This window comes from Microcystis sp. LSC13-02 (genome assembly GCA_002282935.1).
Lineage (GTDB): Bacteria > Cyanobacteriota > Cyanobacteriia > Cyanobacteriales > Microcystaceae > Microcystis.
The window spans coordinates 24269-37040 of the sequence record MTBT01000304.1 but is presented as its reverse complement, the minus strand read 5'-3'; the positions used below and the strand labels follow the sequence as shown (position 1 = coordinate 37040).

At 45.2% G+C, this 12772-nt stretch carries 10 protein-coding genes and 1 pseudogene; 10 read left to right on the top strand and 1 reads right to left on the bottom strand.

Annotation, left to right across the window (positions count from 1 at the left end):
• Positions 1–110: pseudogene (locus tag BGL89_RS19045) on the bottom strand (Uma2 family endonuclease); the annotation flags it as partial.
• A 277-nt stretch (positions 111–387) separates the two neighbouring features.
• On the opposite strand from BGL89_RS19045, the gene BGL89_RS19040 reads away from it, so the two are divergent.
• From BGL89_RS19040 to BGL89_RS18995, 10 genes are all read left to right on the top strand, one after another.
• Positions 388–1332, top strand: coding sequence for a LysR family transcriptional regulator (locus tag BGL89_RS19040; RefSeq protein ID WP_286827089.1), 945 nt, complete (start codon positions 388–390; stop codon positions 1330–1332).
• Positions 1333–1378: 46 nt separating this feature from the next.
• Positions 1379–3232, top strand: coding sequence for an NAD(P)H-quinone oxidoreductase subunit F (locus BGL89_RS19035; protein WP_286827088.1), 1854 nt, complete (start codon positions 1379–1381; stop codon positions 3230–3232).
• A gap of 80 nt (positions 3233–3312) precedes the next feature.
• Positions 3313–4038, top strand: coding sequence for a carbonic anhydrase (locus tag BGL89_RS19030; protein ID WP_286827087.1), 726 nt, complete (start codon positions 3313–3315; stop codon positions 4036–4038).
• 78 nt (positions 4039–4116) lie between these two features.
• Positions 4117–5667, top strand: a complete 1551-nt coding sequence (locus tag BGL89_RS19025; RefSeq protein WP_286827086.1) for an NADH-quinone oxidoreductase subunit M — start codon at positions 4117–4119, stop codon at positions 5665–5667.
• A 57-nt stretch (positions 5668–5724) separates the two neighbouring features.
• The gene (locus BGL89_RS19020; protein ID WP_286827085.1) at positions 5725–7020 is read left to right on the top strand and encodes a CO2 hydration protein; all 1296 of its coding nucleotides are present in this window, start codon (positions 5725–5727) and stop codon (positions 7018–7020) included.
• Positions 7021–7102: 82 nt separating this feature from the next.
• A complete protein-coding gene (locus BGL89_RS19015) occupies positions 7103–7807 on the top strand; it encodes a Uma2 family endonuclease (RefSeq protein WP_286827083.1) in 705 nt (234 codons plus the stop codon).
• Positions 7808–7976: 169 nt separating this feature from the next.
• Positions 7977–8732: a DUF2232 domain-containing protein gene (locus BGL89_RS19010; RefSeq protein WP_286827082.1), complete on the top strand. Its 756-nt coding sequence runs from the start codon at positions 7977–7979 to the stop codon at positions 8730–8732.
• Between the two features lie 178 nt (positions 8733–8910).
• Complete coding sequence (locus BGL89_RS19005) at positions 8911–9060, top strand: hypothetical protein (protein WP_286827092.1); 150 nt, start codon at positions 8911–8913, stop codon at positions 9058–9060.
• Positions 9061–9747: 687 nt separating this feature from the next.
• Complete coding sequence (gene rne, locus BGL89_RS19000) at positions 9748–11913, top strand: ribonuclease E (protein WP_286827081.1); 2166 nt, start codon at positions 9748–9750, stop codon at positions 11911–11913.
• Positions 11913–12539, top strand: coding sequence for a ribonuclease HII (locus BGL89_RS18995; RefSeq protein WP_286827080.1), 627 nt, complete (start codon positions 11913–11915; stop codon positions 12537–12539). Before rne ends, BGL89_RS18995 begins: the two co-directional genes overlap by 1 nt.
• The last annotated feature ends 233 nt before the right edge of the window (positions 12540–12772 follow it).

Genomic DNA, 12772 nt, shown 5'->3' with positions numbered 1-12772 from the left:
TTCTCCTTAATTTTGACAATCCACTCATATTGTTCGGTATTATCTGCCATCGGTTGACCATCGCTATCGGGGAAAAGAAGATCGTCGTCAATATCAAGATAACTAACCATTGTCTTTTATTTTTAATAGATGTTTTTTTTCTGATTATAGCAAGATTTTTATCGATCATGAAAGCTGAAATTAAAATATATTAATAGGAATTATCAATTATTAATTAAGAATTGGGTAGATGGGGTGTGGGGTGTGGGAAGAAAAAGCTGAAAAAGGTCTTAAGCGGCGGTTATATCTATTAAAGTCTATATTTATCAAAAAATTAATTGACTAGAATCTATAAAAACGTTAGGATTGATGGTGACAAATAGTTGTTATTGAGAAGGGGATAAGAACTTGATACAGGCAACCCTGCACCAGTTAAGGGTTTTTGAGGCTACCGCTCGACACAGTAGCTTTACCAAGGCGGCCGAGGAGTTATTTATCACTCAACCTACCGTCTCAACCCAAGTCAAACAACTCACCAAAGCCGTGGGTTTACCGCTATTCGAGCAAATCGGCAAACGTTTATTTTTAACCGAAGCGGGTAAGGAATTACTGTTCACCTGTCAAGAGATTTTTAATAAATTGGACAACTTTCAAATGAAAGTGGCCGATATTAAAGGAACTAGACAGGGAAAGCTGACTTTAGGCGTAATTACTACCGCTAAATACTTTGTACCGCGATTACTGGGGGCATTCTGTCAACAGTATCCCGGTATTGACATCGCCCTGCAAGTGACTAATCATCAGAAACTGCAAGAGCGAATGTTAAACAACGAGGATGACCTCTATATTCTCAGTCAACCGCCGGAAGAAGTGGAACTTTGTTCTCAGTCTTTCCTCGAAAATCCCCTAGTGGTGGTGGCGCGACGAGATCATCCATTGGTGGGTAAAAAAAATCTCCCCCTTGAATCCCTCAACCAGCAACCTTTTATTATGCGCGAATCGGGATCTGGAACCCGCCAAGCGGTACAAAAATTATTTAATCTCCACGATATTAAGGTGAAGGTGCGCTTGGAATTAGGCAGTAACGAGGCGATTAAACAGGCTATTTCTGGCGGTTTAGGACTATCGGTACTATCTAAGCATACTCTCATCTCGGAAGGGGAAAACGGCGAATTAGCCATCCTCGACGTGGAACATTTTCCGATTCAGCACAATTGGTACGTTTGTTACTTGGCAGGAAAACAACTTTCCGTGATTGCTGATGCTTTTTTAAAATACCTGCTGGAAGCTAGTCAAACTATCCCGATTAATGCCCCGTTAAAAAATGGTGACAGCTTATTAGTGAGCCATTAAACCTTAAACTTTAATTCAGGATCATTTTTTTTCTTGAGGTGTTTATATGTTCGAGTCCTTCAGCCAGACTATCTGGTTGGTACCTCTTTACGCCTTTGCGGGCGCACTTCTCGCTCTACCTTGGTCTCCCGGTATTATCCGGCAAACCGGCCCGCGACCGGCCGGTTATCTGAACTTGATCATGACTTTCTTGGCTTTTTTCCATAGCCTTTTTGCTTTGATCGCCGTTTGGGGTCGTCCGCCTCAATCTATAGCATTTAATTGGCTAAATGCCGCAAATTTAAGCATATCTTTAGATGTGCAGATTTCAGCTGTTAATATTGGGGCGTTACTGCTAATTACCGGCTTAAACCTCGCCGCTCAGGTATATGCGATCGCCTATCTAGAAATGGATTGGGGTTGGGCAAGGTTTTATTCTCTCGTCGCCCTCTTTGAGGGTGGTATGTGCGCCCTCGTTATCTGTAATTCGCTATTTTTCAGCTATTGTGTGCTAGAAGTTCTCACCCTCGGCACTTATCTGCTGATTGGTTTCTGGTTCAATCAATCTCTGGTGGTGACGGGGGCGCGGGATGCTTTTCTGACTAAACGGATTGGCGATTTAATCCTGTTGATGGGAGTAGTGGCCCTTTTACCCCTTGCGGGAACATGGAACTTTGACCAATTGGCAGAATGGGCGGCCACAGCCAATTTAAACCCCAATGTGGCTAATTTACTCTGTTTAGCCCTGATTGCTGGTCCGATGGGCAAATGCGCTCAATTTCCTCTACATTTATGGCTAGATGAGGCCATGGAAGGACCGATGCCAGCGACAATTCTGCGGAATACCGTCGTCGTTTCCACTGGTGCTTGGTTATTGGTGAAATTAGAGCCGGTGCTACAATTATCGCCCTTAACCTTGCAGGTGATGACCATTGTTGGCTCTGTCACTGCCATCGGTGCGGGGTTAATTGCGATCGCCCAGATCGATGTCAAGCGCTCCCTTTCCTATTCCGTCAGTGCCTACATGGGACTGATTTTTATCGCTGTTGCCACCGGACAAACGGAAACCGCTTTAGTGTTGCTCTTTACATACGCGATCGCTATGTCCCTGTTAGTCATGGTGGTGGGTAACATCATTTGGAATAATATCAGCCAAGATTTAAGCCAATACGGCGGTTTATGGTCCCGTCGTCCCGTTTCTGGTATTTGTTATCTCGTTGGTGCCGCTAGTTTAGTCGCACTGCCTCCCTTTGGTGGTTTTTGGGCATTAGCGCGCATGGGCGATCGCCTCTCGCAAGTCAGTGGTTTACTGTTATTAGTGCTATTGTTGGTCAATGCCTTAACTGCTTTTAGTGTCACTAGAGAATTTTGCGTTTTCTTTGGCGGTAAAATCAAACCGATGACCCTGCGCTCTCCGGAAGCTCTTTGGCCCTTAGTTATACCCATGACTGTGACCATGGGTTTCGCCCTTCATCTGCCGATTTTATTGGCGCAATGGCATTTATTACCAAGTAACTTAAATCTGGGAGTGGCTTTTCTCTTGGTACTTTCCACCGCTGCTGGCGTAATTCCGGCAGCCTATGTTTACCTGAATGATAATATCCCCAAACCGATCGTTTTTCAACCCAAAGCCGTTCAAGATTTCTTTGCCAATGACCTTTATACAGCCCAATTGTATAAAGTTACCATCGTTTTTGTCGTCGGATTAATCTCGCAAATTATTAACTGGATCGATACCTTTCTGGTGGATGGTGTCGTTAACCTGGTGGGATTAGCCACGGTTTTTGGTGGTCAGAGTTTGAAATATAACGTTTCGGGCCAAACCCAATTTTACTTTCTGTCGATTATTTTGGGGGTCGCTTTGATCGGTATTATCATCTGTTGGCCGTTGTTATCACAAATTTCTCTAGTTTTCAGTTAAAGATTTGATAACTTAGGCTTTTCTTTAGTATCCCTTGCCCCGACAATAGGACTTGTCCTGATTAATGGAAACAACTAGCTATGTTCAATACCTCTCGTCGCCAATTAATCCGTTATGGTGGTGGTTTTTTGGGAACTGGTCTGGCCGCTACTATTTTAGGCTCGCAACTGTCCCAAACTAACGCCCAAACTGCTGTTAATTCTGAGTCATGGCTGACTGCTCAAAATAAAGGATTGACCCCCGACCAAGCTTTAACTATGCTCATGGAAGGCAATCAACGTTTCTGGGAACGAAGACAAAAAAGTCCTAACCGCGATCAAGCTCGACTCACAGAAGTGGCCGAAAGTCAAGCCCCTTTTGCGGCAATTTTGGGCTGTGCCGATTCTCGCGTGCCGGCAGAAATCGTTTTTGATCGCGGATTAGGAGATCTATTTGTTTGTCGGGTAGCGGGAAATTTAGCCACTTCCGAAGAAATTGGTAGCCTCGAATTCGGCACGTTGGTATTAGGAGCTAAGGTAATTATTGTTCTCGGCCATTCCCGTTGTGGAGCGGTAAAAGCCACCATTGAAGGGGGTCGTTTTCCCGGACAAATCGGTCGTTTAATCGATGGATTACAGGTGGGAGTTGATCGAGCCGAAAGACAACCCGGTTCTAACAAACTTGAGCGAGCAATTAAATCCAATGTTAACTATCAAGTAGAGAAATTAGGCAAATCCCCAGTTATCGGTGAATTAGTGGACGGCAAACAATTAAAAGTTGTCGGAGCCTACTATGATCTCGATAGCGGAAAAGTGAGTTTAATTTAGTCAATTCCAGATTAGTCATCGTGTTGGTTGGCTAATCGTTTTCTCATCCCAGTCATTGTAAATTCGATCGATACCAATATGCTCAGTACCCTGCTTTGGTTGCCAATAATTGGAGCAATTATCGTCGGTCTTTTCCCCGATAAATTTGCCCCAGCAAAATTACGTCAAATTACCCTCTTTTTTGTTGCCGCCGTCCTCTTTTGGTCTTTATATCTGCTGACCCAATATAACTTAACCAGCAATGGCTTTCAATTTTCTGAATACCGCGAATGGGCAAAACCAATCGGTTTAAGTTATAACCTCGGAGTCGATGGTTTGTCCTTACCGTTAATTATTTTAAACTGTTTCTTGACAGGAATAGCTATCTATAGTAGCGAAGAAAAAATAGATCGTCCCCGACTTTATTACATCCTAATCCTCCTGATTAACGCCGGGGTTTCTGGGGCATTAATGGCCAAAAACTTGCTGCTGTTCATCGTTTTCTATGAACTAGAATTAATCCCCTTTTATCTGATGATTGCTATCTGGGGAGGCGAAAAACGTGGCTATGCTTCGATTAAATTCCTTCTCTACACTGCTGTCTCCGGGTTATTAGTCCTAGCGGCATTTTTAGGCATCGGTTTCCTCAATGGCGGCACTTTTGACTATTCTTCCCTCTCGACCGCCGATTTCTCCCAAAAAACCCAATTACTGCTCTTAACTCTGCTGTTAGTGGGATTTGGAATCAAAATCCCCCTCGTACCTCTCCATACTTGGCTACCGGATGCCTATACGGAAGCTTCCCCCGCTACAGCAATTTTATTAGGTGGTATCCTCGCTAAACTCGGTACTTATGGCTTAGTTCGCTTTGGTCTGCAATTATTCCCCGAAACTTGGTCTTTAATCGCCCCCGGACTGGCAATTGTCGGCGTTATTAGCGTTATTTACGGGGCCTTGAGCGCTATTGCCCAAAAAGACATTAAACGCATGGTGGCCTACAGTTCGATCGGTCACATGGGCTATATACTGGTAGCAGCCGCCGCCGGCACGGGTTTAAGCGTCCTTGGTGCCGTCGCGCAAATGATTAGCCACGGTCTCATTCTCGCCCTCTTATTTTATCTGGTGGGCATTGTCGAACGCAAAGCCGGAACTAGAGATTTAGACGTTTTAAACGGTTTAATGAACCCAATTCGCGGTTTACCCCTGGTTAGCGCCCTGTTAATTCTCGCCGGTATGGCCAGCGCAGGTATCCCCGGATTAGTGGGATTTGTGGCGGAATTTATCGTTTTTCAGGGTAGTTTTTCCCGTTTCCCCGTGCAGACGGTTCTCTGTATCATCGCTTCCGGTTTAACGGCGGTTTACTTTGTTATCCTGCTTAATCGCACCTGTTTTGGTAAATTGGATAACAAACTTGCCTACTATCCCAAAGTCTTGAAATCGGAAACTATCCCCGCTTTTGTCCTAATGGTATTAATCGTCTTTTTAGGTATTCAACCCAATTATTTAGTCCGTTGGATTGAACCCACCACTAACTCGATGGTTGCCAGCTTATCGGGAGAAGCAAAACCTAGTTTTGTCTTCAAAAAATCTCCGCAAAAGTCCTCAAAAACCAACTGGTTGAATCGGGGTAAATTTTTGAGTAATAGTTAGTTATCCCTTGCTGTTTCCGAATTATTGTAACCGCCGCTAATTACTTTACCTAAAACTATGACTGGGACATTAATCAAAGCCAAACTTCCCCCTTCTACTCACGAATTTGCCGACATTATCCAGCGTTTAGAAGCGGGTGGATCCATGTTACCGGATACTCCCGAAAACCTGATGCAAATTATCGGCATTTATAAAGCTTATGCTGTACCGATGGATTTTTATTGGCGTGATCTTCTCTACATTGCCGAAAGAGTTTTCTTGGATCCTTTGCCCTTTTTTAAATATTTTCTGCCCCAAGAATACCTAGACCTACAAAATCATTACGCTGGCGATAATGCCGATTTACGCATCTGGCGCGGCACAGGTTCTGCTCACCCTGAATTGTTAGAATTCATGGATAAAGGTAAAACCCAAAAAATGCCCAGATTAATCCATCATCTTTGGCATGATCGCATTAATATGGAATTTGCCGAAGCTTGTATGCAAGCCATGTTGTGGCATGGCCGTGATATGGGTTGGGGTTTATTTGATGCCTATCTTGATTCAGAAGAATATCGCCAAAATGCCGACCGTGCCATTAAGGCCTATTTCAAGAAAAATCCCGTGATGATGAAACTTTATGACCTGTTCCCCGATATGTTCTTGGAACAGGTGCGGATGATGTCCTATTACTCCAATTTAGGACTATTCTGGGAAGTGATGGCTCCGGTGTTTTTCGAGATGTCCGATATCTACGATGAAGGCGGATTTAAAGGTGTTCCTGATGCTATGAATTTCCTCGTTAATGGCATTTTTGCCATCGCTGGCCGGCCAATTTATCATCACGTTTATATTGATGGTCAATGCTACGAAATTATCCCCAAATCAAAGGCTTTTACTTGGCTTTATGAAGCGGCTTTACCCTATGTGGAAGCAGTCTTTTATCGTACTGCTCCCTTCCGGGGTACAAAGTCCTATAATGCCCAAGCAAAACAGGTTCCCTACCAACAAAAAGACTTTCACTATGGCATTCTTTACGCTGATGTTTTCCCCGTGGGTACTGCGGGAATTCCCCCCACATTGTTAATGGATGATATGTATCATTTCTTGCCCCAATATCTGATCGATTACTATCAGCAACACTGCCGGGGGGAAGACGATATTTTGATTCAATTGGGCATTAGTTTTCAGCGATCAATGTATAATGTTACTTCGGCAGTTATTCAAGCTCTACGCACTGCTTTGCTCTATCCCCTCGACGATCCTAATCCCAAACATTTACTCAAAAATCGTCAATTCTTTGAGGCACAAATGGACAGATTTAAACGTCCCGAAGCGCGTCTTAGAGATATCCAAAGTCCTAATTATCGTTGAGGTTTTTTGATTACTTTTCTGGTGGGTTTATAGCCCACCTTTTTTGATATAATGAGATGACCGACACCCAACCTCAAAAAAGATGACCACTTTTCCCATCATCGATAATAACGAGTCCTGTGCGGATGAGGTAAAATTTCCCCCCAGGGATATCTGGAGTGAAGAACCCTCCTTGGAAAGCTACGCTCATTTACAACAAATTCTGATTTTACTTCAGTCTTTAGAATGGTTATGGCAAGATCGTAATGATTATTTTGCCGCCGCTAATTTGAGCATTTATTATAGTCCTAATCAGAAAAAATCCGAGGATTTTTGCGGGACAGATTTTTTTGTCGTTTTGGGAACAGAAAGACGCTTAGAGCGAAAAAGTTGGGTAGTTTGGGGAGAAGGGGGCAAATATCCCGATGTTATCGTGGAAATTTTGTCTCCTAGTATCGCCAAAATAGATCGCGGCGAGAAAAAACAAATTTATCAAGATATTTTTCGCACTCCCGATTATTTTTGGTTCGAGCCTGAAACCTTAGAATTACAAGGATTTCGGCTCATGGAAGGGCAATATCAAGCAATTGAACCGACGGACAGGGGTTGGCTATGGAGCGATCGCTTAGGCTTATTTCTGGGTATTTATCAACAACAATTACGCTATTTTAATAGGGAGGCTGAATTAATTCCTACCCCCGCAGAAGTGGCTAAACAGGAACGTCAAGAGAAGGTTTTAGCTTTACAACAAATAGAACAATTAAAATCTCGCTTACGGGAGTTAGGAGCCGATTTAGAAGGTATTTAGAGCCAGTTTTTTTCAGTGAAAATAGGAATATTTTCCGTAAATTACCCCACCCCTCACCCATTTAGATAGTCAACAGCTTAGTATTTTTTGCCTCTTGCCTGACTGGGAGTCACAAGTCTAAGCTAAGAATAGCTTGCCAACCCGTCCCGACCACCGGATAACTGATAGAATGAATGATTCTAACGCTAATTCTCCCGCTCAATCCTCAGAAGAGACAATAGATGAAAGCAATTGGGTAGATCTGGGGGAAGAGGAGAAACCCCTAGATAAACCCACTGCCAAACCTATCCAACCATCTCCTCTCAAGTCTATCGCTACCCTGATCACGGTGGAGACGGCTTTTTTGGCCAGTGCTACCAGTTTAATCTGGTTAATTGACTATTATTTTCCCCTCGGACCGTTATTAAGGGTTTTCTTCCCGATTCCTATCGCTTTAGCCTATTTACGTTGGGGCGCTCGTTGTGCTTCCATGACAGCATTAGTTTCTAGTTTACTTTTGTCGGTGTTGATGGGACCGACTCGCAGTATCGTCTTTTTGATTCCCCACGGCTTGATGGGGTTACAATTGGGGCTATGCTGGCGCCGGGGTGCGCGCTGGGAATTTTCTATCTTGACTGGGGGACTGTTGGGGGCTTTTGGTTTATTCTTTCGTTTTTGGCTATTTTCAATTCTTTTAGGCGAAAATCTTTGGTTATATGTGATTACCCAAGCGACTAATTTTATCGATTGGATTTTCACCCAGTTAGGGATTCTCGCTAGACCGACGCTGCTGCAAGTTCAATCCGTAGCAGTTGTGGGCATATTTGTCAATAGTTTATTATACCTATTTGCCGTGCATTTAGTGGCGTTATTAGTTCTTGATCGCCTTGGTAATCCGATTTCTCGTCCGCCCAAATGGGTGCAGGCCATACTAGATTATGAGTGATTATTTAGCGCTTTATCGTCAGTAAGCTAAGAGGTGTTTAAACCGCTTATTCTTAGATTAGCCGAATCTCCCCCAATCCCTTTAGTGCTGCCTCTTGCTTCGTCTCAACAAGCAATTTAAATTACGAACAGCTTATCTCCAGTCAACTTTTAATTGAGCGTTTAATCAAGGCAGTAATTTGGCCGTGGCCCGATGGTTAGAGGGGAAAGGTTATCGAATATACCGTTATCGTCCCTACCTGCAAGAATTGCTAGAAATCGAGTCAGAAGCGGATTTACGGGTAATTTTGAACGTTATCGCCTTGTCTGAACAGGAATTAAGGGATTAAGGAAACCGTCAATCCGGTCATCTCATAAATAATCCTAACTAGACTAGCGGGTTAATTAATTCTTTAGAAAGCAAAAAGGGGATAAAAAGGGAATTTTAGCCTGAAAAGTCAGCTAGATAGCTTTTTATGTCTATTTTATTGCCTATCATTGCTCCTGACTCCTTTCTTGCCCCGAAAAATTTATCTTGGTCAGGGGATCATCGTCTTGTCAGAGAGTGACCGAGTGAGTTATAGTCGTCTATAAGACTCGATTAAAGCATTTCTTAAAAGAATCGTGGTTTTTGGAAAATCGAAAAGTGCGCTATTTTCCCTTCCACAGAAACCTGTTGCCGAGGGGAGTAACCCAAAAACTCCTTTTTTCCTAGATTCTGATAGACAGAACTGGCGGAAACGGATAAAAAATGCTGTTATCGAGCAAGACTCAGGGATTAATTGAAAATCTCGTCTCCTGGCTGTGCTTACCTAATTGTGGGTCAAGCCGGCACTTGCCAAACAGACTTAACAACTGAAACCCAGACTCAGTTCCCACGTCTGAGAGGCAGATGAACATCAAGATGAGGCTTTAACGATGCGGACTCATCTTCTTAGAACTTTCTTAACAAGACCAGATTTCCAGAAGTAGCCTCAAAGCATAGACAAATAGCCCATGGTCCGTCGCTTTTGAAACCGAAAGATTGAGGAAATTGAATGCCAAAACAAATAATCATAGCCGAACAACACCATATAGCGGCTGTTTTTTGGGAAGATCAAATTCAGGAATTAGTTGTAGCCACAGGTAATCAGCAGGTGGGGGACATCTATCTAGGATTAGTAGAAAACGTCATCCCCGGGATAGATGCAGCCTTTGTGAATATTGGCGATGCGGAACGCAATGGCTTTATTCATGTCACCGACCTGGGCCCCTTAAGACTGAAAAAAACCGCCGGTGCTATCACGGAATTACTGGCCCCCCAGCAAAAAGTGCTGGTACAGGTAATGAAAGAACCCACCGGCAACAAGGGACCGCGGCTAACGGGAAATGTCACTCTCCCTGGTCGTTATCTGGTATTGATGCCCAATGGTCGCGGGGTGAATCTTTCCCGTCGCATCCGCAGTGAAGACGAGCGCTCCCGTTTACGAGCTTTAGGGATTTTGGTCAAACCGGCGGGGATGGGTTTGCTGGTACGCACCGAGGCCGAAGGCAAAGCGGAAGAAGCGATTATCGAGGATTTGGAATTTCTGCAAAAACAGTGGGAGAGCATCCAACAGATGGCCGTCAGCAGCCGGGCCCCGGCCCTGCTTAACCGCGATGATGACTTTATTCAAAGGGTTTTGCGGGATATGTACAGTGCCGATGTCAATCGCATTGTTGTGGATAACCCGGTGGCGGTAAAACGAGTTAAACAGCAATTGACGAACTGGGGCGGCGGCAAAGCTCTCGAAGGGGTTTATATCGACTCCCATCGGGAAACCCAGCCAATTCTCGACTATTTCCGGGTTAACGCCGCCATTCGCGAGGCCCTCAAACCCCGGGTTGATTTACCCTCTGGCGGCTACATTATCATCGAACCGACGGAAGCTCTAACGGTAATTGATGTTAACTCTGGTTCCTTTACCCGTTCGGCCACGGCCCGAGAAACCGTACTCTGGACTAATAGCGAGGCCGCCACAGAAATCGCCCGACAACTGCGCTTGAGAAATATCGGCGGTGTGGTGGTGGTGGACTTCATCGATATGGATTCCCGTCGCGACCAGTTGAAACTGCTGGAATTGTTTAATAAAGCCCTGAAAAGCGATAAGGCCCGGCCCCAGATTGCCCAATTATCGGAATTGGGGTTAGTGGAATTAACTCGTAAGCGTCAGGGGAAAAACATTTATGAATTATTCGGCAAAACCTGTGACCATTGCGGCGGACTGGGCCATTTAGCCCATCTACCCGGAGAGGGCAATGCCATCGCCCTAGAAACCCCCACCCTTAGCCGCGCGGAAAAAGAAACCTTTATCGTTGCTCCGACTAATACAAAGGTTCTACCCGATAAGAGCGCTCCTAGCGTTGCGGCGGCCGAACCCTATCTAGAAGTTTTCTCCGAATTTGAGGCCGAAGAAAACGCCCAAGGGATGGATCTTTCCTTCCATCCCAACTATCAAGAACAGGTTAATAATTCTCGCCGTCGCCGTCGCCGTCGTCCCTCGGAACTGTTACTAAAAGAGGAACGGGGCGAAAAAGCCTCTACTAACGGTGTTAACAACGAAATCGAGCCGGAATTAGAACCCCAACGCTTTGAGGAAAAACGAGAACGCCCCGCCCGTCTCTCGAAACGGGGAGAAGATGCCAGCGCCGTCAAAAATATCCCCGTCAGCGAACGGGAGCGGGTTTCCGTGGAAATGACCCAGGTAGAACAGGAAGTTTATTCTTTAATGGGCATTTCTCCCCTGATTCTGGTGGATAAGGAGTTTAAAGACCCGAAATCGGTGATTGTTTCCGTGAAACTGGCAGGGGAAAGGGAGGCGGAAAACCCAGAAATGCTTGCCACTCCTGAAATATCCTTGACTCCCACCCTAGAAGTCGAGGACACAGCCGCCGCTACCCCAGTAGAGGCGACGGAAACCAGCGAGGAAGCCGAAAATCGTTCCTTGGTGCGCCGTCGTCGTTCCACCACTAGCGAAGTTAGTCAGGAAATCAACCAAGAAGCTAGTCCACCAGTGACTTTTACGCCCGAACCGATTACGACCGAAACTCCAGTTTTTCTCGGCGAATTCATTCCTTTAGAGACCCCGGTGAGCACCGAGGTGACAGAGGAGCCACAAATAGAGCCTGAAACCGCGGTGCTGCGTCGTCGTCGTCGTCGTTCCTCCGCCACTGCCGAGCCGTAATGAGCGCAGAACCCTTAATTGCCGGTGTCGATGAAGTGGGGCGCGGGGCTTTATTTGGCCCCGTGGTGGCGGCGGTAGTGGTCACTGTCCCCTCTGGTTTTGCGCGGCTGTGGGAGTTGGGGGTGAAGGATAGTAAGCAACTTAGCCCCCAAAAACGGCAAAAGTTGAGCCGGCAAATACAACGGGATTTTGTTTGTCGCATCGGTTATGCTACCGTGAAAGAGATCGATCGCTTGAATATTTTTCATGCCTCCCTACTGGCGATGAGCAGAGCTATCGGGAAATTACCCCTTTCCCCCAGTCTCTGCTGGGTCGATGGTAAGCACATTATTAAAGATTTGTCAATCCCCCAAAAGGCGGTAATTCAGGGAGATCAACAATCCCCGGTAATTGCCGCGGCCAGTATCGTGGCGAAAGTCTGGCGCGATGACTTAATTATTCGTTGGGACAGACGCTATCCCGATTATGGACTCGCTCGTCACAAGGGTTATGGCACTGCTCAACACCTAGAAGCGATTGACAACCATGGGGTTACTTCTCAGCACCGGCGCTCTTTTAGTCCCTGTCAATCGAGGTTGGAGCATGACTGCCGAACAATTTGCTCAAGGGTTATCGAAATTTCTTGACCGATAGTTAACTCTTAATCAGCAAAATATCGAAAAAAATCCCCCCTTTTTACGAGAAACAAAAAGGGGAGAAAATATTAGATAGGGTCTGCTGAATAATGGTAAAACCCTTTTAAAATAAAGCTTTTGACCTGTTAAAGTCCGATGTTCATGCTGAAGGGCAACAAAGCCTGAAACGACCGGCTACTGACTCCTGACTCCTGACTCCTACCCCCACCGAAAAACTTTTTCAG

Excerpts from the sequence above, each read along its gene's own strand:
- BGL89_RS19035 (WP_286827088.1), top strand. The coding sequence starts at position 1,379 with ATGTTCGAGTCCTTCAGCCAGACTATCTGGTTGGTACCTCTTTACGCC.
- BGL89_RS19030 (WP_286827087.1), top strand. The coding sequence starts at position 3,313 with ATGTTCAATACCTCTCGTCGCCAATTAATCCGTTATGGTGGTGGTTTT.
- BGL89_RS19025 (WP_286827086.1), top strand. The coding sequence starts at position 4,117 with ATGCTCAGTACCCTGCTTTGGTTGCCAATAATTGGAGCAATTATCGTC.
- BGL89_RS19020 (WP_286827085.1), top strand. The coding sequence starts at position 5,725 with ATGACTGGGACATTAATCAAAGCCAAACTTCCCCCTTCTACTCACGAA.
- BGL89_RS19015 (WP_286827083.1), top strand. The coding sequence starts at position 7,103 with ATGACCACTTTTCCCATCATCGATAATAACGAGTCCTGTGCGGATGAG.
- BGL89_RS19010 (WP_286827082.1), top strand. The coding sequence starts at position 7,977 with ATGAATGATTCTAACGCTAATTCTCCCGCTCAATCCTCAGAAGAGACA.
- rne (WP_286827081.1), top strand. The coding sequence starts at position 9,748 with ATGCCAAAACAAATAATCATAGCCGAACAACACCATATAGCGGCTGTT.
- BGL89_RS18995 (WP_286827080.1), top strand. The coding sequence starts at position 11,913 with ATGAGCGCAGAACCCTTAATTGCCGGTGTCGATGAAGTGGGGCGCGGG.